The following is a 21,900-nucleotide window of genomic DNA, read 5'->3' as shown; positions in this document are numbered from 1 at the left end:
CGTAGTTGAGAAGAACGCCCCGGGCGTGGGACTCCCTGGGCGATTCGCACGGGTTGCCGGATTCGATCGAAGATACCGCCCCGCCCGCGCGGAAGGCAAGCCTCTTTCCGTGCGAGTCATCAAGATCGTAACAAGCGGCGCCACCGGCGGCCCCGGCGGACGTCAGGCCGGACCGACGTGGCGGAACCATGCGAGGTCGCGGCCGATCATGACGGCGACCCCCGAGCGGCCGGCGGCGGCGGGGCCGACGGCCTGGGGCGCGACCGACCGCCACCGCACCCGGCCATCCAGCCCGGAGCAGAGGATGTGCATCTCCTTGCGGACGACGCGGACGGGCCGGCCCTCGGCGTCGAGGCCGTGGACGTCCCCCGCCCCGCCGCCGGGGGGACCCTCCGCCCGGACGTCCCCCGCGCCGTCGAAGGCCATCGCGCGGCCGTCGGCGGAGGCGATCAGCGCGAACGGGCCGAGCCGGGCCAGCGACCAGCCCTCCCACGGCAGCCGCCGCGTCCAGACGACCTCGCCCCCCCGCGAGTGCCCGCGGAGCTGCTGCGCCCGCCGCGCCAGCGTCACCCACGCCAGGCCGGCGGGGGAGCCTTCCGGTGCCTCGATCAACAGCGGGGGGTCGGCCGGGTCGAGGCCGCCGACCTGGGTGACGCCCCCGGCCGGGTCGAAGACGAGAAGCCGGCCGTCGTTGGTCGTCGCCGCCGAGAATCCCTCGCTACCGATCGCGATCTCCTCGATGGGCGTCGGCAGCTCGTGCTTCCAGACCCAGCGCCCGGCGGCCGTGGCCCGGCCGATCCGGTCGCGTTCCTGGACGATCGCCAGGCCGAAGGAGTCGGGCTTGATCGCCAGGTGGGTCAGCTCCACGAGCATCATGTCGAGCCGCCGTTGCTCGCCGCGCCTCAGGTCGCAGAGGGCAACCTGGCGGTCGGTGGCCGCGGCGAGCCACCCCGGCGCGACGCGGAGGATCCGGCCGACGCCCGACGTCTCCGGCCCCTTCCCCAGCTTCTGGCCGTCGACGCCGAACAGCTCCAGCCGGTTCGGGCTGGAGAAGACCGCGATGCGCGGCGGGTCGTCGCAGACGGCCAGCACCGCCGTCTCGGCCTGATCCTCGGTCGAGACCGCCGGGACCGACCAATCCGGCGCCCGGACCGTCCCCGCGCCGGCGCCGGCGCCCGCGCCGGCGCGGCCCCTCGCCCCCCCCGCCCCGCCGACGGCCGTCCGCGACGCCCCCGACGACTCCCGGCGGCCGGGATCGGGGCCGAAGAAGTCGAGCCGGGTGATCTCTCCAGTGGCCCGGCCGTGGACGGCGTAGCGGCCCAGGGGGTCGACCTCCAGCGCGATCGGCGGGCGTTCGAGGCGGGTCCGCCAGCGGACGTTGCCGGCCGAGTTCATCACGGCCAGCTCCCCCTCCAGCGTCGAGGCCACGATCGTCCGGCCGGGGAAGTCCGGGACCGCGTGCGCGACCGTCCCCCCCAGGTGGTACGAGCCCTCGACGCGGCCGTTCAGGCTGAACCGCTGGACGCCGTGCGTGAAGCAGCTCGCCAGGACCATCGAGCCGTCGCCGCTGCACGTCAGCCGCCCGACGTTGGACATCAGCCGGTCCTGCCAGGCGACCTCGGGCTCGAGCCGACCGGGGGTCCGCGACGCCCCCAGGTCCACCCCCGCCAGCATGCCGAACGCCGCCGCGCCGACCGCGAACGGCCGGTCCGGGACGAAGCAGAGGTGCGCGACGGGCTGGATCGTCTCGATCCGCCCCGCCGCCCGGCCGTTGCGGTTCACCAGCTGCACGGCCCCCAGCCGGCTCCCCACCGCGACGTACCGGCCGAAGGGATCCGTGGCGACGAACGAGGCCTCCGGCGGCGCGGCGCGCTCGGCCTGGATTTCGAGGTCGCCGCTGAGGAGCAGCAGGCCGGCCTCGTCGTGGTCGCACAGGACCACGACCAGCGAGCCGTCGTCGCTGATCGCGCCGGCGAGTATCCGGCTGGGGGAGCGCGTCGAGGAGACCATCTCGCCGTGGGCGTTCAGCAGGTAGAGCTGGTTCCCCTCGTCCCAGGCGAAGATCCTGGCGGCCTCGCGCGCGAACGCCAGCCCCTTCAGCGGCGACTCCGTGAGGACCGTCCAGGACTCCACCGGCTCCAGCTTCGCGCCGCCTCGAACGCTCATCTCGGACATGGGGATCGTCCCGACCTCGCCGATAAACCCCGCGACCGGAATCCCACTCTTGTCGGACTCCCCGACGACGATCGTCGCCTCCCGAGGCCGGCATGGCAAGCCCCCGCCGGGGCGGTCGGCGTTGACAGGCGCGGAGGGCGGGTTAGAACGACGTATCGGTCCCCTACCCCCGGCCCCCGGAGCGTCCGAGTGCGTCGCAATAGCCTGCTCACCCCTCGTCGCGAACGGCTGGCCCGGATCCTGGTCCTGGCGGCGTGGTGGGGCGTGGTCGGATACTTCGCCCGGGAGGTCCTCGGGACGCGGGACGCGAACGGGGAGCACCTGATCGCCGTGGCCGTGCTGGCGTACCTCGCGGCCTGGTGCCCGGTCCTGGCCCTGTCGCGATGGGGCCCGGCCGGGAAGCTGGGGCGATTCGCCGCGTGCACCGCGTCGATCGCGGCCGGGATAGCGGTCGCGGAGGCCCCGGCCGCGCTCGGGCGGATCGACTACCGCGAGGTCTTCCACACCCCCACGCCCCCCTGGAGGCGGTCCGGGAACCTCGCCGACCCCGACCTCCTGTTCGCGCGCAAGCCCGGTTCCAGGCTGACGCTCCGGTTCCAGGGGTCGGACCTGCACGGGCTCCGCGACGCGCCGAAGGACGTCTACACTTGCGACACGACCCTGGACGCCCTGGGCTTCCGCAACCCCGCCGGGCTGGATGCGGCCGAGGTCGTGCTGATCGGCGACTCGTTCGTCGAGGGCCTGCAAGTGGCCGACGACAAGTTGGTCTCGGCGCGGCTGGCGGAGCGGATCGGCGCCCCGGTCGCGAACCTGGGCCGCACCGGCTACGGGCCTCGGCAGGAGCTGGCCGTGCTGGAGCGGCACGCGGCGGGATTCAATCCCCGCGCGTGCGTCTGGTTCTTCTACGAGGGGAACGACCTGCAGGACCTGGGCTCCTACGAGGCCCAGCGCGAGCGCGTGAAGGCGTTGCGGCCCGAGTCGTTCAAGCGGGCGTGGCAGGCGCGGTCGTTCTCCCGCAACGCGGCCGGCTGGCTGATGCGACCGGGGAGCCGCGACGGCGCGCCGGCGCGCGAGCGGGCCGGGCTGCTGGCCGACGGGACCGCCGTCTACTTCTCCTGCGGCGTGCACGAGGGCGCCCCGGAGGCCGTCGCCGGCCGCGCCCGGCCCGAGACGACGGCCGGGCTTCGCGACGTGTTCGAGGAGGCCGCCGAAGCCAGCCGGGCGCGGGGGATGGAGCTGATCGTCGCGTTCGTCCCGGCCAAGTTCCGCGTCTATCGCGACCTCTGCCGGTTCGACGACTCCTCCCCCTGCCCCTCCTGGCCCGTCGACGACCTGCCGACGGTCGTGGCCGGCGTGGCGCGGGCCGCCGGCGTCGACTTCCTGGATCTCACCCCGGCCCTGAAGTCCGCGGCGGAGTCCGGCCCCCTGGTCTACCTCGCCGACGACACCCACTGGTCGGCCGAGGGCCACCGCGTCGCCGCCGCCGCGATCGCCGAGCGCATCGCGCGAGATCGGAAACCTTAACGGTCTTCCCCCCTGGAGGGGGAAGACAGACCGCGAAGCGGTCAGATGAGGGGGTGCCCGCCCACGGGGCGCCGGACTTCGGAACCTCGGGCCCAGGCCGACGACCCCGGAAGGCCCCCTCGGACTCCCATGGTCCTCTCGCTCGCCCCCCCCTCATCCGGCCCTCCCGGCCACCTTCCCCCTCCAGGGGGGAAGGCCGTTAGGACAAATCCTTGGCGCCCGCGAGGGGGCGTGATTCGCCCCCTCCCGGGAAGGGCTCCTCACTTCGACGGCTGGGCCTCGGGCGAGCGGATCGACCGCACGAAGGCGATGAGGTCGCGGACCTCCTCCGGGGTCAGGTCCTTCTCGAGGCCCTCGGGCATCAGCGAGATCCCCGTGGACGCGACCTGCTCGATCTCGTCGCGGGGGACGACCTCGGTGACCCCCTCGGCCCGCTTGAGCACCAGCGCGGCGGCCGACTCGGAGGCGATGATGCCCGAGACGACGCGGCCGTCGGCGGTCTCCACGTTGTAGTTCAGGTAGTTCGCGGCGATCTCGCGGTTCGGGTCGAGGATGTGCAGGAGCAGATCCTCGGGCGTCCGCGCGGCCACCGTCGCCAGGTCGGGGCCGACCTCCACGCCCTGCCCCTCGGCCTTGTGGCAGGTGGCGCACGCCTTAACGTGGACGGCCTTGCCCCGCTCTCGGTCCCCTTCCCCGTCGAGGGCCGACCGGAAGGCGGCGATGACGGCGGAGCGCTCGCGAGGGGCGTCGGCGCCGAACAGCTTCGCGGCGCGGTCGCGGATCGCGTCCGTCGGGTGCTCGCGGAGCTGCTTCAGGCGCGCCGGGTCGATCTCCGCCGTCGCCAGCCGCTTCGCCTCCACGGCGTCGAGCAGCGCGCCGATCCAGGCGGGGCGGCTGAACAGGACCTCGGCGGCCTCGCGACGCGCGGCCGGGCTCATGGCCTTCCAGCCCTTGAGGATCGCCCCGGCGACCTCCGGCTCATCCTGCGCGGACAGAGCCCGGAGCGCGGCGAGCTGCACCTCGGACGGCTGGCGGGCGTCGAGCAGCGGCGGCAGGGCTTCCAGCGAGCGTTCTGGCCCGCTCAGGCCCACCAGCGCGACGGCCGTGACGCGGCGGTCGGCCGGCTCGGTCGAATCGGCGGCCTCGGCCGCGGCGTCGAACAGCGGGGCGAGCCGGTCCCACGAGGCCGGCGAGAGCGACTCGCGCAGCGAGCCGCGGACCCGCTTCAACCCCGCCCCCAGGGCCAGGACGACCCGGCCGCGGAGGTCCTCGGAACGGCCCTCGGCGAACAGATCCGCGACGACCTTCTCGATGGCCTCGCCGTCCTTCGCCTGGCCGATCATCGTCGCCAGGTCGTCGATCCAGGGGCGGCCGGCGGGGGTCGTCAGGAAGTCGCCGGCGGCCAGCCGCGCGAGCAGCTCGGGCGCGCGGCCGGCGATCGCCGTCATCACCGCCGCGCGGGTGTAGCGGTCGCCCGAGTCGCGGATCGCGATCGCCGCCAGCGCGTCCAGGGCGCGAGGTTCGTCATTGACCTCGCCCAGCGTCAGCGCGACCTGGAAGCGGACCATCGGGTCGGCGTCGTCGGCGCGGGCCACGACGTTGGAGACCAGCCGGCGGTCGCCCTTGATGTAATTCTCGGCGAGCCTGGCGGCCCGCTCGCGGACGCGGGGCTCGGGGTCCGCCAGGGCCATGCCGATGTGCGACGTCTTCAGGACGCCAAGTGCGTCCAGCGTCCAGAGGGCGTGCATCCGGCCGAGCGCCGACGGCCGGTCCTGGGCCAGCTTCTCCAGCGCGGGGGCCGCGTCGACGGCCTTGCGCTCCACCAGGAGCCGCTGGGCCGTCTCGCGCCACCAGGCGTCGGGGTCGGCCAGCAGGGAGACCAGCTCGGCGGTCGGGGCGTCGCTCAGCGAGGGCCGGCGCAGGGGGCGCGGGCCGTCGGCCAGCAGCTCGTACAGCCGGCCGCGGTCCTTGCCGCTGGTCAGGTCCAGGTGCTTCTTGATCGGCTCGGGGATGGAGACCGGGTGCTCGATCGTCTCCCGGTACATGTCGATGATCAGCAGCGTGCCGTTGGGCGTGTTGGCGAAGTCGACCGGGCGGAACCAGTTGTCCGTCGACGCCAGGAACTCGACGCCCTCGTCGGCGCGATCGGCGACGTAGGTGGCGCCGGCGACCTTCAGCGTCTTGCGGTGGATCAGGTTGCCGCCGACGTCGCCGATGAAGACGTTGCCGCGGTACTCCTCGGGATAGGCCGAGCCGCGATAGACGGTGACGCCGGTGGCCGAGGTGAAGTAGCCGAAGGCGAACTGCTCGGAGAAGATCAGCTTCTCCTTCACCGCCGGGTCGGCCACGCGCTGGCGGGTGCGGACGACGCGCCAGGGCTCGGGGGGGCTGATGCGGAAGACCGGGCCGGAGGGGCCGTCGGAGGGGATGTCGACGATCGCCGCGGGGGGGACGTAGGCCGGGTTGCGCTCCACGTCATGCGCCGGCAGGACGATCTGGCGGATGTGGTTGCTGTTGCCGCAGGTGAATTCGTGGCCCCAGTCGTCGGTCGTGAAGCCGAACTGGCCGCCGCCGCTGGTCGCCGCGAACTCCAGGGTGTCGGGCTTGAAGCGGAAGTCCCGGCCGCGGACCGAGACCGCCGGGCGGTCGGGGTGCTCGGGGGTGAGGATCGACCCGCCGTTGCTGCTGGTGACGCCGTGGATCCAGCCGTCCTCGCCCCAACGCAGGCTGTTGAGGAGCCCCTGGACGTTATTGGTGTTGAAGCCCGTGAAGGCGACCCGCCGGACGTCCGCCTTGCCGTCGCCGTCGGTGTCCTTGGCGTAGAGGATCTCCGGGGCGACGGCGATGAAGACGCCGCCGTCGTAGGGGACCACGCCGGTCGGCCACATGAGGCCGTCCAGGAAGACCGAGCGGGAGTCGAACTTGCCGTCGCCGTCGGCGTCCTCCAGCTTCACGACGGCGCCCGAGGGCCGGTCCTCGATGAACGGGTAGCCGCGCATCTCCACGACGTACATCGCGCCGTCGGCGTCGTAGGCGACGGCCACCGGGCTGCGGACCAGGGGCTCGGTCGCGACCTGCTCCACGCGGAAGCCGGGGTGGACGGCCAGGCTGTCCATGGCCTCGGCCGGCTCGCGGGGGGGAATCCGGGGGAGTTCGCGGGCCAGGTCATCCTGGCCCCGCGCGGCGGTCGCGCCCAGCAGCAGCGTCAGTGCGAGGGCGAGGCGTCCAACGGGCGTCGGCGACATGCGGCAAGGTTCCTCGTCTCGTCCCGGACGGGTGCCGACCGCTCAACCCTGGATCGCGTTGGTGCGCCCCAGGGCGATGTCGAAGTCGCCGACGGCGGGGACGAGCATCGCCATCAGCGCGAAGCCGTACACCCCGGCGCTGACGAGCAATGCCGCCAGGAAGTCGCCGTTGAGCAGGCTTATGATGCAGTAAAAGGAGCAGAAAGGGGTTAGCAAGGCGACCAGGGCGATCGCCCGGGAGGGATTCTTGGCGCCCAGCGAGCCGAACAGGGCCACGCTGCCGGCGCCGATGAAGATCATGAAGCTGAGGAGCTGGCGGCCGAACTCGCGGTCGCTGAAGATGATGAGGTAGGCGCAGAGGAGGATGCCCACCATCAGGAAGAAGATGGTCCCCAGGCTGTGCGCCACCGCCGTCCGGCTGTTGGTGTAGGTGATGGCGTCGTGCAGGCCGAGCATCGCCGCGAAGTGGCAGAACAGCAGGTAGTCGACCGTGAAGAAGACGAGGTTCTCGCCCCCCATCCGGTCGGTCCACCAGAGGTAGGACGCCAGGATCAGCGGCAGGGCCACCATCTCCTTGGCGTTGTACAGCGCCCCGAAGAGCTTGCCGTAGATGAACTGCCCGGGGGAGAGCTCGGTGACCAGCAGGAGGTCGAGCGCGCCGGTGTCGCGCTCGGTCGTGATGGCGGTGACGCCCTGGGCGTTGATGAGGACCAGGCTGAGGATCGCCAGGCCGACGGGGATCATCCCCAGCCCGGTCGCCAGCGGCTGCTCCATGCCGGCGGAGAGGCTCTCGAAGAAGCCGAAGCCCAGGGCGAACAGCAGGAGGTAACAGGCCTTGATGATCAGCGGCCGGGAGCCGTAGGCGCGGGTCATCAGCTCGCGCCAGAGGATGGGGTTGGACCACGCGGCGCGGTAGGGCCTGGCCGCGGCGGCGACGCGGCGGTGGGTGCGCCGGGGGACGTGCAGCCCGGTGACGCCCCGCCCGGCGTCGTCGAGGTCGTCCTCGCCCCCCGAGGCGATCGCGGCGGCGGCCCGCCCGGAGGCCCCCTCGCCGCCGACCGTCGCGCCGGAGGCGACGGCGACGGCCTCGGCCGGGACGGCCTCCTCCACCTCGACCAGCGTCTCGACGACCCCGGCCTCCTCGTCCCCCTGCTCGCGCGGCTCGTTGTTCCCCGGGTTCCAGACCCGGAGCATGTACGTCCCGAAGGCCACGATCAGCGCCGCGAACGTCAGCCGGACGCCGATGTAGACCAGGCTCGACGCGCGGACCAGGCCCGTCGCCTCGTCGGACGCCGGGTAGAGCACGGCGATCATCGCCCGGTACGGGTTGAGCACCTCCTCCACCGGCACGTCCCAGAGCCGCAGGCCCGGGAAGAAGACGCTGAACAGCTCCACCCCCGTCACCGAGAAGACGACCATCAGGATCGTCAGCGAGATCGACTGGAACGTCCGGTCGCGCCAGAGCGCCACCAGCAGCCCCATCGCCCCGCCGGCCACGCCCGACGCCGCCGTCACCGCGGACAGGCTCACCACCTGCCCGAACGAGATCCCGCCGAACAGGGCGCAGAGCGAGAGCAGCCCCACCCCCGCCCCCAGCAGCACCACGATGTGCAGGAGCCCCGCCACCAGCTTGCCGACGACGATCTCCGTGTCCGACAGCGCCGTCATCAGCAGCAGCGTGAACGTCCGCCGGTCCTTCTCGTAGGCCACGGCCGCCGCCGTGGAGAGGGGGGCGAAGAAGAGCATCAGCGTGAGCTGGAGCATGGCGAACATGCCGTACAGCACGCCGCCGAACCGCGCCATCAGGCCCAGCTCGCGCACGTCCTGCCAGCCGACGATCGACTGCCACGCGGTCCACAGGAGGATGAAGAGGAAGCAGGCGAACGAGGCCCGCCACAGATAATATCGAAGGGTCCGGGGGGCCGTGAGCACTTCCCGGGCGATGATCGGTCCGGCGAACAAGGCGGATCCCCCAAACGGACGGAGAGCGGCGCGGGGCGGACGACGAATGATCTCGGGATGCTCGGCCCCGACCCAAAGTGTAGCAAAGCACGACGGGCCCGACCAAGGGGTCTGGAGCGTCGCGGCCGGCGGATCCGCGCGGCGCGGCCGGCGGCGGGGCATGGCCCGCGATCCCGTCGGTTAGGGGCCGCCGGGCCCGCCGGCCGACGCCGAGATCGAAAGCCGCCGCCGGCCGGCGGGGGGACGCTGCAACGCCGGCGACGGTTTGCTAAGATCGTGACCTCTTCCGACCACGAGGCCCGGCGGCGCGGCCCGGCGAGCGGTCCATCCCGAACAGATCGACGGTGAGGCGCATGAGTCCGATCGACGTGGCGGTGGTCGTGGCCTATATCCTCGGATGCACCGCGCTCGGGGCTTGGATCGGCAGCCGGGGGGACCAGGGGCTCAAGGGGTACTTCCTCGGCGAGCGGAACATGCCCGTCTGGGCCGTGATGATCTCCATCGTCGCGACCGAGACCAGCACCGTCACCTTCCTGAGCGTCCCCGGCGAGGCGTACAAGGGGGACTTCGGGTTCCTCCAGCTCCCCATCGGCTACGTCGTGGGCCGGATGATCATCGCGGCGTTCCTCCTGCCGCCGTACTTCCGCGGCCAGATCGTCACCGCCTACCAGGTGCTGGGCGACCGATTCGGACAGACGACCCGGCGCACGGCGTCGACCCTGTTCCTGGTGACGCGGACCCTGGCCGACGGCCTGCGGCTGTTCCTGGCGGCCACCGTCCTGAACATCATCACCGGCTGGCGGATCGAGGTCGCCATCATCGCGGTCGAGCTGGCGACGATCGTCTACACCTACCTCGGCGGCGTGAAGGCCGTCATCTGGGCCGACGTCCTCCAGTTCGTCGTCTACATCGTCGGGGCGCTGATCGCCCTCTATGTATTGATCGGCAAGCTCCCCGGCGGCTGGGACCAGCTCATCGCCACGGCGACCGACGCCGGCAAGTTCCAGGTGTTCGACTTCTCGTTCACCCTGACGAGGCCCTACACCTTCTGGGCCGGGCTGATCGGCGGCATGGTGCTGAACACGGCGACGCACGGGGCCGACCAGATGATGGTGCAGCGCTACCTGGCGGCGCGGTCGCAGAGGCAGGCGGCCGCGGCGCTGATCGCCAGCGGGTTCGTGGTGCTGGCCCAGTTCGCCCTCTTCCTGTTCATCGGCGCGTCGCTGTACGTCTTCTTCGGCCAGTACCCGCCGGGGCCCTCGGCCGGGCACTCGGACCGGGCGTTCGCGCAGTTCATCGTGGAATACCTGCCGACGGGGATCAAGGGGATGGTCGTGGCGGCCGTCTTCGCCTCGGCGATGGGGGTGCTGTCGGGCTCGCTGAACGCCTCGGCGTCGACGCTGATCTACGACCTCTACCGGCCGCTCGCCGGGGACGTCGGCGAGCGTCACCTGGTCCGGATGTCGAAAGCGGCGACGATCGCCTTCGGCGTGCTCCAGGCGACGGTGGCCGTCTGGGCGACCGGGCTGACCGAGAGCGTGGTGGCCAACGCCCTGGCGATCGCCGGGTTCACGACGGGCATCCTGCTGGGCCTGTTCGTGCTGGGGAACCTGACGAGGACCGTGGGCCAGGGCGCGGCGCTCGCGGGCATGGCGGCGGGGGCGGCGGCGGTGACGTTCGCCAAGTTCGGCGTCCCGGCCGTCTGGCCGGATGTCCCGCCCCTGGCCTGGCCCTGGTTCGCCCTGGTCGGCTCGACGACGACGTTCCTGGTCGGCCTGGCCGCCGGCCCCTTCTTCCCCGCCGCCCGCCCCTCCCCGGCGGCCGAGTCCCCCCAACCGACGAATTGAGCGAGCCGCGACGATGGCCCTGGAAGACCACCTGCAGACCGAGGCCCGCAACCCCCGCACGACGGCCATCGACGCCGTCGGGGCGCTGGGCGTCGTGGAGATGATGAACGACGAGGACGCCAGGGTCGTCGAGGCCGTGCGGGCCGAGGCGGCGAACGTGGCGAAGGCCGTGGAGTGGACCGCCGATCGGTTCCGCCGCGGCGGCCGGCTGATCTACGTCGGCGCCGGGACCTCCGGCCGGCTCGGCGTGCTCGACGCCTCCGAATGCCCCCCGACCTTCAGCACCCCGCCCGAGATGGTCGTCGGCCTGATCGCCGGCGGCCGGGACGCGCTGACGCGGCCGATCGAGGGGGCCGAGGACGACCCCGACGCCGGCGCGGCCGAGATCGCCGCGATGGGCGTGACCGACCGCGACATCGTCGTCGGCATCGCCACCTCCGGCCGCACCCCCTACGTGCTGGGCGCGGTCCGCGAGGCGAGGAGGCGAGGCGCGGCGACCGTCGGGATCTCCTGCAACCGGCCGAGCCTGCTGGCGGCGGAGGTCGACCTCGACGTCGCGCCGCTGGTCGGCCCCGAGGTCGTCTCGGGCTCGACCCGGCTGAAGGCCGGCACGGCGACCAAGATGATCCTGAACATGATCACCACCGGGGCCATGGTCCTGATCGGCAAGACCCTGGGCAACCGGATGATCGACTTCACGCCGGTCAACGAGAAGCTCCGGATCCGGGCGCGGCGGACGCTGCGCGAGCTGGCGGGGGTCAACGACGCCCGCGCGGCCGAGCTGCTGGCGGCGTGCGGCGGCCGCGTCAAGGTGGCGCTGGTGGCCGAGCTGGCGGGGGTCGGCCCCGCGGAGGCCGAGGCGCTGTTGGAGGCCCACGGCGGCCGGGCGCGGGAGGCCGTGGAGGCGAGGACGGGGGCGAGCCGGCTATGAGCGACGAGACGAACGACGTGCTGTTCCTGGGGGTCGACGGCGGCGGGACCTCCACGGAGGCCCTGCTCGGGCTGGCCGACGGGACCGTCGTGGGCCGGGGCGAGGCCGGCCCCTCCAACGCCAAGGCCGTCGGCACGGCCGCGGCGCGGACGGCGCTGGAGGAGGCGATCGCCGGCGCGTTCGCGGCGGCCGGGCTCTGGCCGCGGGCCGTGGCGGTCGCCTGCCTGGGTGTCGCCGGCTTCGACCGCCCGGAGGACAAGGCGCTGCTGGGCGAGTGGTCGGTCGCCGGCAACTGGGCCGACCGCCTGGTGCTGGTCAACGACGGCGACCTCGTCGTCGCCGCCGGCACTCCCGAGGGCTGGGGCGTCGGCCTGATCGCCGGGACCGGCTCCATCGCCGTCTCGCGCGCGCCCGACGGCCGGAAGTCCCGCGCCGGCGGCTGGGGCGCCACCTTCGGCGACGAGGGGAGCGCCTACGCCGTGGCCGTCGCCGCCCTGCGGCTGATCGCCCGCCGGATCGACGGCCGCGACCCCGCCCCCGAGGGCCCGGACCCGCTCACCGAGTCCATCTGCAAGGCGCTCCAGATCGACGGCCCCGGCAAGATCGTCTCGGCCGTCTACGCCCCCGGCATGGACCGGACCCGGATCGCCGGCCTGGTCCCGGCCGTGATGGAGGCGGCCGAGAAGGACCCGACGCTGATCGACCGCCTCATCAAGCCCGCCGCGCGCGACCTGGCCGAGGCCGCCGCCGCCGCCGCCCGCTCGCTCGGCTGGCACTCCGGCCCGCTGCCGATCGGCCTGGCCGGCGGCTTCCTCGTCTCCGCCGGCCCCCTGGTCGACGCCCTGCTGGACGACCTCCGCTCCCGCGGCTACGAGCCCTCGCACTCCTTCGTCGAGGAGCCCGCCGAGGGGGGCCTGCGACTCGCCCGCCGCGCCCACGCGGGGGAGGCCGTCGGCTGAGGCCGCGAGGCCGTCGCCGAGGCGGCCCGGCGCGCCGCTCGCATGCATCTGGACTCGCCCCGGCGGGGCGGTACACTGAACCTTACCTTTCCTTCATTTTGAATGGTCTTGCCGGGCGTCTCGATCGGGGCGCGGCGTGCCAGGAGCCACGGCCATGCGCGTCTGCCGATTCCGCTGCGACGACCTGGTGCTGACCGGCTTCTATCGAGACGGCGTGGTGGTCCCGATCGATCAGGCGGCCGACCTCTACGGCCGTGAGACCGACGAGGAGATGCTCCTGGGGGACACCGACGACCTGCTGGAACTCCTCCCCCCCGACGGGGCGGCGTCCTGGCAGGCGAGGCGGCTCCACGAGTGGATCGAGACCCTGGACGTCATCACGCTCGACGAGCTGACCATCCCCCGAGACGACGTGCAGCTCCTCGTCCCCGTCCCCTCCCCGCGCAAGCTGCTGTTCCTGGCCGGGAACTACTCCAAGCACCTCGCCGAGCGCGGGTACATGACCACCGAGCGGGAGGAGACGTTCCCCTACGTCTTCACGAAGCCCCCCAGCACCACGCTGACCCACCCCGGCGACCCGATCGTCATCCCCGCCGTCTCGCCCGACCAGATCGACTGGGAGTGCGAGCTGGGCGTGGTGATCGGCCGTCGCTGCCGCGACGTGTCGGAGGCTGAGGCGCTCGGGTACGTGGCGGGCTACACCGTCGTCAACGACGTCAGCGACCGGGCCTTCCGGCCCAACCCCGGGCGCAAGCCCCGCGAGCGCGACAAGTTCTTCGACTGGCTGCACGGCAAGTGGCACGACACCTTCTGCCCAATGGGCCCGTGCATCCTCTCGGCCGACGCCGTGCCCGACCCCCAGGCGCTGCCGATCCGGCTGACGGTCAACGGCCGGACGATGCAGGACGCCTCCACGGCCGAGATGGTCTTCCCCGTCGCGGCGGTGGTCGCGTTCGTCTCGCGGTTCGTCACCCTGGAGCCCGGCGACGTCATCGCCACCGGCACCCCCTCGGGCGTCGGCTCCGCCACCGGCACCTTCCTCAAGCCCGGCGACCTCGTCCGCGCCACCATCGGCCCCATCGGCACCCTGGAAAACCCCGTCCTGGCCGAGGACGAGACGACCGACTTCTAGGCCCCGCGCCGAGGCGCGTGAGTCGATCGAAGTTGGCTTCGTTCGCGCGCGGCCCTCGCGCCACGTCCGTCACAAACCCATTCACAATGGCGACTTCCGCGGAATCGACTTGGCTTCGTTCGTCGAAATCGTTGCGTGATTTCGACGCCGCGGGCCCGGCTCGCTTGAGGATTTGACCCAACCGCCGGGATGCCGCGCGAGTCGACGGACGGCCCCGGCGTGGGCTTCACTCGGATCGAAGCACTACCCCCGCGCGGACGATCCCCCGCCAAGTTCCCCGCTGGCTTTTCCTACCCACGAATTGTCAAGGAACGACCATCCGCCCGAGATGATCAGCCGCGCGTGGCGCGAGATTTCAGGAATCCGTCGAGAATTCAGGATTCCCGCGCGATGCGCTGGCCCGGGTCAGGCGGGGGCCGCCGTCTGGAGAAGCTGGTCGCCAGCCCGTCGCGTCCGGCGCTCACCAGCCCATGCCCTGGGCCTCGGTCATGAGCTGCTTGACGCGGTCGTCGATGATCCGCTCGGAGTTCTCCTCGCGCTTCCGGATCAGCTCCCGGAGCTTCGCCACGCGGGCTTCCAGGGCGTCGACCTCGGCGGCGTAGCGCCGTTGGCGTTCGGTGAACTGGCCAGCGAGGCGCGCCCGCAGTTGCCTGGTCCAGTCCTCTCGCGCCCCATCCGGGGGGATCGTCCAGCTCTCCGCGCCGGGGTCGGATTCGGCCAACTGTCGGACAAGTGCCCGGATCTCCCGCTCCTCATCGGACGTCGGAGGGAGCATCCCGGGGCCGCCGAATGGGGAACGGTCATCGTCCGCCGGCCCCGCCTCGCGCTCGACCGGAGGGGGCGCGGCCGACTCGATTCGAGAGTCGATCGGCCGCCGTACGCGGTCCAAGAGAGGCGTTGCGACCGGCTCGGGGCGAGGGCTGGGTAGTGGCGCGGCCGCGTCGGACGGGAGGGGATCCAGGGGGGTCGGCGGCCCCGGGTCCGGGAGCAGATCCGACGACCTGGCCGGTACGTCCCCGGGCGCTGGCGGGGGGATCGAGGCGTCGGGCTCCGGAGCAGGCAAGAGCGGCTCGGGCGACGGATCGGCCTTCAGCTCGGGCGTCGGCTCCTGCGCCAGCGCGAGCAAGGCCGGGCCCGGATCCGCGGATTGCGCCCGGGAGACGCGGGCCTGGGCCGCGCCCAGCGCGATCAGGGCGACGACGGCGGACGCGGCGGCGGCGTATTTCCATCTCATGGCGATCACTCCGGGTCGGGGTCGGGGGTCGGGTCGGTTCATCGGGGCGGGGCGAACGAGCGTTCGAGCGAATCCAGGTCGAGGCGCAAGTCTTCGATGGGGGCGAGGGTTCGCGAGGCCTCGCCGCGGGCCGACGCGCCGGTCGCTTCCAGCCTATCGGCCTCCGCGCGGGCCTCACGGATCAGGGCGGGGATGGCGTCGACCTCGGGCCACGCCGGCGCGGGGCGCGGCGACGGCTCGGGCGTGGGGGCCGGGTCCGGGATCGCCTGGACGGCCGCCACTTCGAAGTCGGGAGGGCCCGCCGTGGGCGCCACCGCGATCGAGGGCCCCATGGCCGAGGGCCGCGTCGTCGGCCACCATGCGACCGCCGCGAGCGTCGTCAGGATGCCCAGCGCGATCACCAGGCGGCGGAGGTGCCGTCGGCGGGCTTCCGGGCGCGCGAGTTCGTCGGGGAGCGGGACGACCAGGGGCTGCTGGACGTGGGCGAGGCAGCGGCCGAGGAGGTCGGCGACGTCCTCGGCGGAGGCGAAGCGGCCGGCGGGCTCCTTGGATAGCAGGCGGTCCACCACCCTTTCGAGCCAGGCGGGGACGTCGGGGTTGGCCTCGCGGATCGGGCGATGGCGGTCGTCGCAGACGCGCCTGAGGACCCCCAGAGGGGTCTCGGCGCGGAAGGGAGGGCGGCCGGCGAGGGCGGCGTACAGGGTGCATCCCAGGCTGAACAGGTCGGCGCGGTGGTCGACGGTCGCGCCCGACGCCTGCTCCGGCGCCATGTAGTGCGGCGTGCCGGCGATGACGCCGGAGCGGGTGACGGCGGCGTCGGCCACGGCGCGGGCGAGGCCGAAGTCGGTCAGGCGGACGCGCTCGACGCCGTCTTCCAGGAGGATGTTGGCCGGCTTGACGTCGCGGTGGACGATCCCCTGCGCGTGCGCCGCGGCCAGCCCGGCGGCGGTCTGCCGGCCGATGCGCAGGACTTCCGCCAGGTCGAGCGGGCCGAAGCGGTCTATGCGCTCCTGGAGCGACCGGCCGGGGACGTACTCCATCACCAGGAACGGCAGCCCGGCCGACTCGACGACGGCGAAGACGGAGACGACGTGCTCATGCACCACGGCCGCCGCCGCGCGGGCCTCGCGGAGGAACCGCTTGCGCGACGCCCCGCACGTCGCCAGCGGGGCCGACAGCACCTTGATCGCCACGTTCCGCCCCAGCGCCGGGTCATTCGCCTTCAGCACCACTCCCATGCCGCCGCGTCCCAGGACCCCCTTGATCTCATAAGTACCCAACCTCCCGAGCGAATCCGGCCAGTCGGACGGGGCGAGGAAGTCGAGCGGCTCGGGGCCGGCCGGGGGCTCGTCCGGCTCGTCGGGCTCGTCGCGTCCGGCCTCGCGCAGGGCCGCCACGCAGGGGTCGGCGCGGACGATCCGGTCCAGCTCGTCGCGGCACCGGGCGCAGGATTCGAGGTGGCGCCCCAGCGCGTCGGCGTCGGCGTCGGCGAGCAGGCCGCCGTCGAGGTCGCGCAGCCGGTCCGGGTCACAGGCCGTCGGGTTCATGATCGCGATGCTCCTGGACCTTGCGGCGGATCCGCGCGAGGACCCGGCTGCGGGCGATGTAGACCGCCCCCACGGAGACGCCCAGCTCGGCCGCGACGTCGGCCGGGGCGCGGCCCTCGACGGCCGTCTGCTCGAAGGCCCGCCAGGCGGCGGACGTGGCCTCGCCGCGGGCCTCGTCGCAGGCCCAGCGGAGGAGACGGCGGCGGTACTCGCGCTCGAAGGTCGCCGTCGCGGAGGGGTCCTCGGCCGGAGCGGCGTTCAGCAGCTCCACCATGCTGGTCGCGCCGGTGCCGCGCGGCTCGCGACGGCGGGACAGGAAGTTGACGAGCAGGTTCCGCGCGATCGTCGACAGCCAGCCACGGAAGCTCCCGCGGTCGGGGTCCCAGCGACCGACGGCGCCGGCGACGGCCCGGAACACCTCCTGGCAGACGTCGCGGGCGTCGGCGTCCTGCAATCCCTTGCGACGCGCCAGGCGTAGCACCAGCGGCTCGTAGAGCGCGACGAACTCTCGCCACGCCCGCGAGTCCTCCGCGTCCGCCAGCCTGACGATCAGCGACCGCCGCGTCTCCGGCGTCTCGTCCATCCTCGGCCCTCCCGACCGACTATACACGGGCGGCCGGGATCTCTTTCACGCTTCTCGACAAGGCCCCGCCAGGAGCCAGGCGAGCTGCCGGGCCTGGGAGCGGGCGGCGAAGGGGGCGCGGCAGAGGGCGTTACGGAGCTTGCAGGCGAGGGGGTTGGACCACTGGGCGACCGCGCCGACCTGGCGCGAGGCCCGGACGATCCGAGCCGCGCGCGGGACGCGGCGGGCGTCGTAGCGGCGGAGGGCGGCGGGGATGGCGTCCGGCGTCGCGTCGGCCAGCTCCTGGGCCAGGACCACGGCGTCCTCGATCGCCTGGCAGGCCCCCTGCCCCAGGTTGGGCGTCATCGGGTGCGCGGCGTCTCCCAGCAGGGTGACGCGGCCGACGGACCACCGTCGCAACGGCGGGCGGTCGTAAATGTCGTTGCGGAGGATCGTCGACTCGTCGGTCGCCCGGATCAGGTCTTCCACGGGGGCGTGCCAGCCTCGGAAAAGCTCCAGCAGCAACGCCTTGCGGCCCCCGGGCGGGTCGGTTTCGCCTTCAGGGGCGTCGGCGACGGCGAACCAGTAGGCGCGACGGTTGGACATGGGCAGGCAGCCGAAGCGACGGCCGCGGCCCCACGACTCGCCGGGGGCGAGCCGCTCGGGGTCGAACGGGCAGACGCCCCGCCAGGCGGTGTAGCCGGCGTAGCGCGGGGGGGCCGCGCCGAACAGCGCGGCGCGGACCGTGGAGCGGAGGCCGTCGGCGCCGACGAGGACGTCGCCGCGCGCCTCGGTCCCGTCGGCGAACCTCGCCCACGCGCCGGAGTCGTCCTGGCCCACGGCGACGCACTCCGCGCCCGCGCGGACGGCGTCGGCGCCCAGGGCGTCCAGGAGCGCCGCGTGGAGGTCGGCGCGGTGGACCATCCAGACCAGGCGGTCGGCCGTCGCGCCGACGTCCTCGGGCCGGATGGCCATCAGGACGTCGCCGCGATCCGCGCGGATGGCGCCGGCCTCGGACGTCGCGCCGGGGCGGAGCGCGGGCAGGACGCCGAGGCGGTCCAGGCAGTCCAGCGCGTTGCCCCAGAGCGAGATCCCCGCGCCGACGGCCGCGATCGTCGGCGTGCGTTCGAAGACGGCGACGTCCCAGCCCCGGCGGCGGAGGGCGACGCCCGCCGCCAGCCCGCCGATGCCGCCGCCGACGATCAGGGCTTTCATGGGCGGCCTTCGGTCACGGAAGCTCGCGGAGGCGGAGGTTGCGGAACTCGATCGGGGAGCCCTCGGACTCCAGGCAGAGGTAGCCCTCGGCCGGCTGGCACTCGGCGCCGCCGGAGACCTCCTCGCCGTTGACCCACAGGCGGATCTCGCCGTTGACCCCGCGGATGTAGTAGTGGTTCCACTGGTCCACGCCCTTCGACAGGTTCTTCGTCGGGAAGCTGCGGGAGCCGTCGGCGGAGAGCGGGGGGAACGGCTTCATCCGCGACGTGCCGACGGGGAAGACGTCGCCGTTGGTGGTGAACCAGTCGGGGTCCTTGCCGGTGTTCTCCTTGTACTGCTCGGCGTAGCCGTGGTCGAGGATCTGCACCTCGATGCCGCCGCGGGGGAGCTGGCCGGGCTTGATGTCGGCCAGGGCCTCCTCGGGCGCCCAGGCGAAGACGCCGGAATTGCCGGCGGACTTCAGGTGCCGCCACTCGACGACCAGCTCGAAGTTCTTGACCTTGTTGGCGGTCCGGATCACGCCGACGGGCGTCCCCTTGCAGTGGATCTCGTTCTTGTCGTCGTGGAACGTCCAGGTGTCCGGCTCGTCGTTGACGTGGACGAAGTCGGCCTCCTTCAACGGCCGCCATCCCGGGCCCTCGCCCACGACGACCTCGCCGGGGGCCCGCTCGGGCCCCTCGGCCGTCGCCAGGGCCGGGACCGACACCAACGCCAGTAGACACGCGAGCCGCTTCATGGATCGGGACCTTTCGCAGGGGGTTCAGGGGTTGCGGACGTGACGATACGCGATGCGGGCCACGTCGGCCGCCAGGGCCCTCGCGGCGGGCTGGGGGCCGAGGCCGCGGGTCATGACCACCAGGACGAACGGGGCGCGCCCGGGGGGCTCGACGACCGCCGCGTCGTGGTAGACGTTCGTGATCGAGCCCGTCTTGTGGGCGACGGGCGTCCCCTCCGGCAGCCCGGCCGGGATGCCGTCGTTGAACTTCTGGGCGCGGAGGACGTCCATCATGGCGGCGTCGGCCGACTTCGACACGGCCGTCCCCTCGGCCAGCCGACGGAGGATGGTCATCGTCCCCCGGGCCGTGCCGACGTTGTTCAGGCCCGCCTCGTACGCCTTGCCGTCCTGGACGCCGCGCAGGACCTTCAGGTCGGGGGCGCCCAGCTTCGCCATGAGGTCGGTCACGGCCTTCGCGCCGAGCTTCTCGACCAGGATGTTCGTGGCGAGGTTGCTGCTCTCGGTGACCATCAGGAAGACCAGCTCGCGGACCGTCGCCTTGCCGCCGACCCGGTCGTACAGCGTCGTCTCGGAGTCGTCGGCGGGGTCGAGCGCGTACGGGCTCCCGTCGACGAGGCTGGCGAAGGAATTGACGACTTCAAGCTCGTCGTCGAGCCGCAAGTCCCCGGCCTCGGCGCGGCGGTAGGCCTCGATCATCACCGGGATCTTCATCGTGCTGGCCGGGTGGATCGGCTCGTCGGCGCGGATCAGGCGAGCTTGGCCCGTCGCGAAGTCGTGCAGCGCGACCTCGACCACGGCGTCCGGGCCGAACGGCTTCACGGCCGCCGCGACCTCCTCTTCGAACGTCCCGGCGCGGGTCGCGAGGGGCAGGCAGGCGACGAGGAAGGCGGCGATCCAACGTGACGCCATCGGGGGGTCTCACGGCCGGGGTGGTGGTCGATCGGCGGGGCGAGGCCGCGAGTATAGCCGGCCCGACACCCTCGATCCACCACCCGCCGACCCCCGCTCACGCCTCGGTGGCCATCTCCTGGCGGGCGAAATCGGGGAGGCTCACCATGCCGCCGGAGAGCATGTCCCAGTACTGGCCGATGTGCACGTCGACGCGCAGCAGGGCGAGGTCGGGGTCGTCGACGCCTTTGGAGAACCAGATGCGGTAGGCGGGGTTCCACAGCTCGCGGGCCTTCGCGGGGTCGCGGACGATCGCGGCGCGGCCGGAGAGGGAGACGTAGCGATGGTCTTCGGGGGAGGAGTAGGCGACGTTCACCTCGGACCCCTCGCGGATCTCGTCCACCTTGGGGGAGGACGCCTTGGTGAAGAACCAGAGCGCGCCGTCGAAATCGACCTCCTGCGTCGCCATCGGCCGGCTGTGCAGGCTCCCGTCCGGGGCGACGGTCGTCAGCATCGCGACCTTGATGCCCCGGATCATCATCGCCACCTTCTTGATCACGTCGTCGGGTTTCTTGCCGTCCATCACGCTCTCCCATCCTCTTTACGCTTACGCGCGCCATCCGTCCTCGGGCCTGGACGGAACGTCATCGCAAGCGGCGTTCCAAACCGCCCGCCGGCCCGCGTCAGGGCTTGCCGAACTCGCGGTCGAACAGCTCATAGGCGCGGAGGCGCATGGGCTCGGGGAAGTCGTGGGCGCAGTCGGGGTGCTCCAACTCCAGGCGATCGGCCGCGCCGAGCAGGGCGAAGACCGGGCGCGCGGCGGCGGCGACGCGGTCGACGCTCTCGCGCTGGAAGTTGGAGTCGTGCGTCGGCGCGACGATCAGCACGGCGCGGGGGGCGAGGCCGGCGACGAGTTCGTGGAAGTCGAACGGGATCGCCTCCAGCCGGCCGCGATACTCGGCCAGCCGCGGCATGTAGCGGGTCTGGCACCAACCCTTCTCGGGGAGCCAGTTGGCGGGGTCGCCCCCCTTGTAGTCCAGGAACGAATCGAGCCCGCAACTGGAGACGACGGCCTTGATCCGGTCGTCGTGGAAGGCCGTGAAGACGGCGTTGTGCCCCCCCAGGGAGTGGCCGATCGCGCCGATGGCGTCGCGCTCCACATAAGGGAGCGATTCCAGCAGGTCGATCCCGCGCATGTTGTCCCACACCGCCTTCAAGGTGCCGCTCTCCCAGCCGAGCGCCGCCAGGTCGGGCTGGTACGAGGCCAAAAGCGGGTAGTTCGGCGCGAGGGTCACGTAGCCGCGCTCGGCCAGCTCGCGGGCGTACTGGCGGTTGGGGCGATCGCCGATCCCGACGACGGTCCCGGCGCCCGTCACGTTGTCGGTCCCGTGCAGGCAGAGGACCGCCGGGACGGGCTCCGCGCCGTCGGCGAGCGCGGCCTTCGGCACCAGCAGGTAGGCGGGGACGCGCGAGCCGGGCTCGGAGGCGTACGTCAGCTTGCGGCGGACGTAGCTCCCGCAATCGACCTCCTCCTCGACCGTCGGGTCGAGCGGGGCGCGCCTCTCGGGGCCGGGGAGCCGCCCCATGATCGACTCGACGCCCCGGGCGATCTCCGCGCGGCGATCCCCCCACTCGGCCGCCGACCGGACGGGCGCGGGGGTGCCGTCGGCCGCGCGACGGACGAGCAGATCCTCGCGCGGGAGCCTCGGCGGGTCGGCCGCCGCGACGATCGAGGGGGCGAGGAGGAGCGGCATCGCGAGGAGGAGCGGTCGAGGGCCGGGCATGGGTCGCGTCTCCGCGGGGGTCGTGGTCGTCGCGTCGGGGCGATCGTCGCACCCGGGTGCCGGCCGTGCCAGTGGCTCGCGGAACGGCCGGGGATTTGCATTCCGGGAGCCCAGGGGGCCCGAGCCGACGCGAATGGCCCCCTTCGATCCCCGAGGCAT

Annotated in this window: 16 protein-coding genes; 5 read left to right on the top strand and 11 right to left on the bottom strand. The window is 73.0% G+C overall.

Annotated elements, in window-relative coordinates:
* Positions 1-162: 162 nt before the first annotated feature.
* Positions 163-2,166, bottom strand: coding sequence for a hypothetical protein (locus tag WG209_RS14355; protein WP_337175743.1), 2,004 nt, complete (start codon positions 2,164-2,166; stop codon positions 163-165).
* A gap of 198 nt (positions 2,167-2,364) precedes the next feature.
* Between WG209_RS14355 and WG209_RS14350 the strand changes: the two genes are divergently transcribed.
* Positions 2,365-3,699, top strand: a complete 1,335-nt coding sequence (locus WG209_RS14350; RefSeq protein WP_337175742.1) for a GDSL-type esterase/lipase family protein — start codon at positions 2,365-2,367, stop codon at positions 3,697-3,699.
* A 260-nt stretch (positions 3,700-3,959) separates the two neighbouring features.
* Here WG209_RS14350 and WG209_RS14345 read toward each other — a convergent pair whose 3' ends face one another.
* Both WG209_RS14345 and WG209_RS14340 read right to left on the bottom strand, forming a co-directional pair.
* On the bottom strand, positions 3,960-6,944 hold the full coding sequence (locus tag WG209_RS14345; protein ID WP_337175741.1) for a PVC-type heme-binding CxxCH protein: 2,985 nt from the start codon (positions 6,942-6,944) through the stop codon (positions 3,960-3,962).
* Positions 6,945-6,986: 42 nt separating this feature from the next.
* On the bottom strand, positions 6,987-8,906 hold the full coding sequence (locus WG209_RS14340) for a hypothetical protein (protein WP_337175740.1): 1,920 nt from the start codon (positions 8,904-8,906) through the stop codon (positions 6,987-6,989).
* A gap of 353 nt (positions 8,907-9,259) precedes the next feature.
* Here WG209_RS14340 and WG209_RS14335 point away from each other — a divergent pair, with 353 nt between their 5' ends.
* The 4 genes from WG209_RS14335 (at position 9,260) to WG209_RS14320 (ending at position 13,775) form a co-directional block, all read left to right on the top strand.
* The gene (locus WG209_RS14335) at positions 9,260-10,753 is read left to right on the top strand and encodes a sodium:solute symporter (RefSeq protein WP_337175739.1); all 1,494 of its coding nucleotides are present in this window, start codon (positions 9,260-9,262) and stop codon (positions 10,751-10,753) included.
* A 13-nt stretch (positions 10,754-10,766) separates the two neighbouring features.
* On the top strand, positions 10,767-11,684 hold the full coding sequence (murQ, locus tag WG209_RS14330; RefSeq protein WP_337175738.1) for an N-acetylmuramic acid 6-phosphate etherase: 918 nt from the start codon (positions 10,767-10,769) through the stop codon (positions 11,682-11,684).
* The gene (locus WG209_RS14325; protein WP_337175737.1) at positions 11,681-12,643 is read left to right on the top strand and encodes a BadF/BadG/BcrA/BcrD ATPase family protein; all 963 of its coding nucleotides are present in this window, start codon (positions 11,681-11,683) and stop codon (positions 12,641-12,643) included. The genes murQ and WG209_RS14325 overlap by 4 nt, the downstream gene beginning before the upstream one ends.
* A 154-nt stretch (positions 12,644-12,797) precedes the next feature.
* Complete coding sequence (locus WG209_RS14320; protein WP_337175736.1) at positions 12,798-13,775, top strand: fumarylacetoacetate hydrolase family protein; 978 nt, start codon at positions 12,798-12,800, stop codon at positions 13,773-13,775.
* Between the two features lie 460 nt (positions 13,776-14,235).
* Here WG209_RS14320 and WG209_RS14315 read toward each other — a convergent pair whose 3' ends face one another.
* From WG209_RS14315 to WG209_RS14280, 8 genes are all read right to left on the bottom strand, one after another.
* Positions 14,236-15,009: a hypothetical protein gene (locus tag WG209_RS14315; RefSeq protein ID WP_337175735.1), complete on the bottom strand. Its 774-nt coding sequence runs from the start codon at positions 15,007-15,009 to the stop codon at positions 14,236-14,238.
* Positions 15,010-15,047: 38 nt separating this feature from the next.
* A complete protein-coding gene (locus WG209_RS14310) occupies positions 15,048-16,556 on the bottom strand; it encodes a protein kinase (protein ID WP_337175734.1) in 1,509 nt (502 codons plus the stop codon).
* Positions 16,537-17,139: a sigma-70 family RNA polymerase sigma factor gene (locus tag WG209_RS14305; protein ID WP_337175733.1), complete on the bottom strand. Its 603-nt coding sequence runs from the start codon at positions 17,137-17,139 to the stop codon at positions 16,537-16,539. The genes WG209_RS14310 and WG209_RS14305 overlap by 20 nt, the downstream gene beginning before the upstream one ends.
* Positions 17,140-17,184: 45 nt before the next feature.
* Positions 17,185-18,333: an FAD-dependent monooxygenase gene (locus WG209_RS14300; protein ID WP_337175732.1), complete on the bottom strand. Its 1,149-nt coding sequence runs from the start codon at positions 18,331-18,333 to the stop codon at positions 17,185-17,187.
* Positions 18,334-18,346: 13 nt separating this feature from the next.
* Positions 18,347-19,069 (bottom strand): DUF1080 domain-containing protein, encoded by a 723-nt coding sequence (locus WG209_RS14295; RefSeq protein ID WP_337175731.1) that lies wholly within the window; start codon positions 19,067-19,069, stop codon positions 18,347-18,349.
* Between the two features lie 24 nt (positions 19,070-19,093).
* The gene (locus tag WG209_RS14290) at positions 19,094-19,978 is read right to left on the bottom strand and encodes a serine hydrolase (protein ID WP_337175730.1); all 885 of its coding nucleotides are present in this window, start codon (positions 19,976-19,978) and stop codon (positions 19,094-19,096) included.
* A gap of 97 nt (positions 19,979-20,075) precedes the next feature.
* A complete protein-coding gene (locus WG209_RS14285) occupies positions 20,076-20,540 on the bottom strand; it encodes a pyridoxamine 5'-phosphate oxidase family protein (RefSeq protein ID WP_337175729.1) in 465 nt (154 codons plus the stop codon).
* A 100-nt stretch (positions 20,541-20,640) separates the two neighbouring features.
* Positions 20,641-21,741, bottom strand: a complete 1,101-nt coding sequence (locus WG209_RS14280) for a prolyl oligopeptidase family serine peptidase (RefSeq protein ID WP_337175728.1) — start codon at positions 21,739-21,741, stop codon at positions 20,641-20,643.
* Positions 21,742-21,900 lie beyond the last annotated feature (159 nt).

This window comes from Paludisphaera sp. (assembly GCF_037189885.1).
Classification (GTDB): Bacteria; Planctomycetota; Planctomycetia; order Isosphaerales; family Isosphaeraceae; genus Paludisphaera.
The sequence above is the reverse complement of the archived record's forward strand: the minus strand, read 5'-3'. Positions and strand labels throughout refer to the sequence as shown.

Coding starts and splice junctions, on each gene's coding strand:
- WG209_RS14355 (WP_337175743.1), bottom strand. CDS start 2,166: ATGAGCGTTCGAGGCGGCGCGAAGCTGGAGCCGGTGGAGTCCTGGACG.
- WG209_RS14345 (WP_337175741.1), bottom strand. CDS start 6,944: ATGTCGCCGACGCCCGTTGGACGCCTCGCCCTCGCACTGACGCTGCTG.
- WG209_RS14335 (WP_337175739.1), top strand. CDS start 9,260: ATGAGTCCGATCGACGTGGCGGTGGTCGTGGCCTATATCCTCGGATGC.
- murQ (WP_337175738.1), top strand. CDS start 10,767: ATGGCCCTGGAAGACCACCTGCAGACCGAGGCCCGCAACCCCCGCACG.
- WG209_RS14325 (WP_337175737.1), top strand. CDS start 11,681: ATGAGCGACGAGACGAACGACGTGCTGTTCCTGGGGGTCGACGGCGGC.
- WG209_RS14320 (WP_337175736.1), top strand. CDS start 12,798: ATGCGCGTCTGCCGATTCCGCTGCGACGACCTGGTGCTGACCGGCTTC.
- WG209_RS14315 (WP_337175735.1), bottom strand. CDS start 15,009: ATGAGATGGAAATACGCCGCCGCCGCGTCCGCCGTCGTCGCCCTGATC.
- WG209_RS14310 (WP_337175734.1), bottom strand. CDS start 16,556: ATGAACCCGACGGCCTGTGACCCGGACCGGCTGCGCGACCTCGACGGC.
- WG209_RS14305 (WP_337175733.1), bottom strand. CDS start 17,139: ATGGACGAGACGCCGGAGACGCGGCGGTCGCTGATCGTCAGGCTGGCG.
- WG209_RS14300 (WP_337175732.1), bottom strand. CDS start 18,333: ATGAAAGCCCTGATCGTCGGCGGCGGCATCGGCGGGCTGGCGGCGGGC.
- WG209_RS14295 (WP_337175731.1), bottom strand. CDS start 19,069: ATGAAGCGGCTCGCGTGTCTACTGGCGTTGGTGTCGGTCCCGGCCCTG.
- WG209_RS14290 (WP_337175730.1), bottom strand. CDS start 19,978: ATGGCGTCACGTTGGATCGCCGCCTTCCTCGTCGCCTGCCTGCCCCTC.
- WG209_RS14285 (WP_337175729.1), bottom strand. CDS start 20,540: ATGGACGGCAAGAAACCCGACGACGTGATCAAGAAGGTGGCGATGATG.
- WG209_RS14280 (WP_337175728.1), bottom strand. CDS start 21,741: ATGCCCGGCCCTCGACCGCTCCTCCTCGCGATGCCGCTCCTCCTCGCC.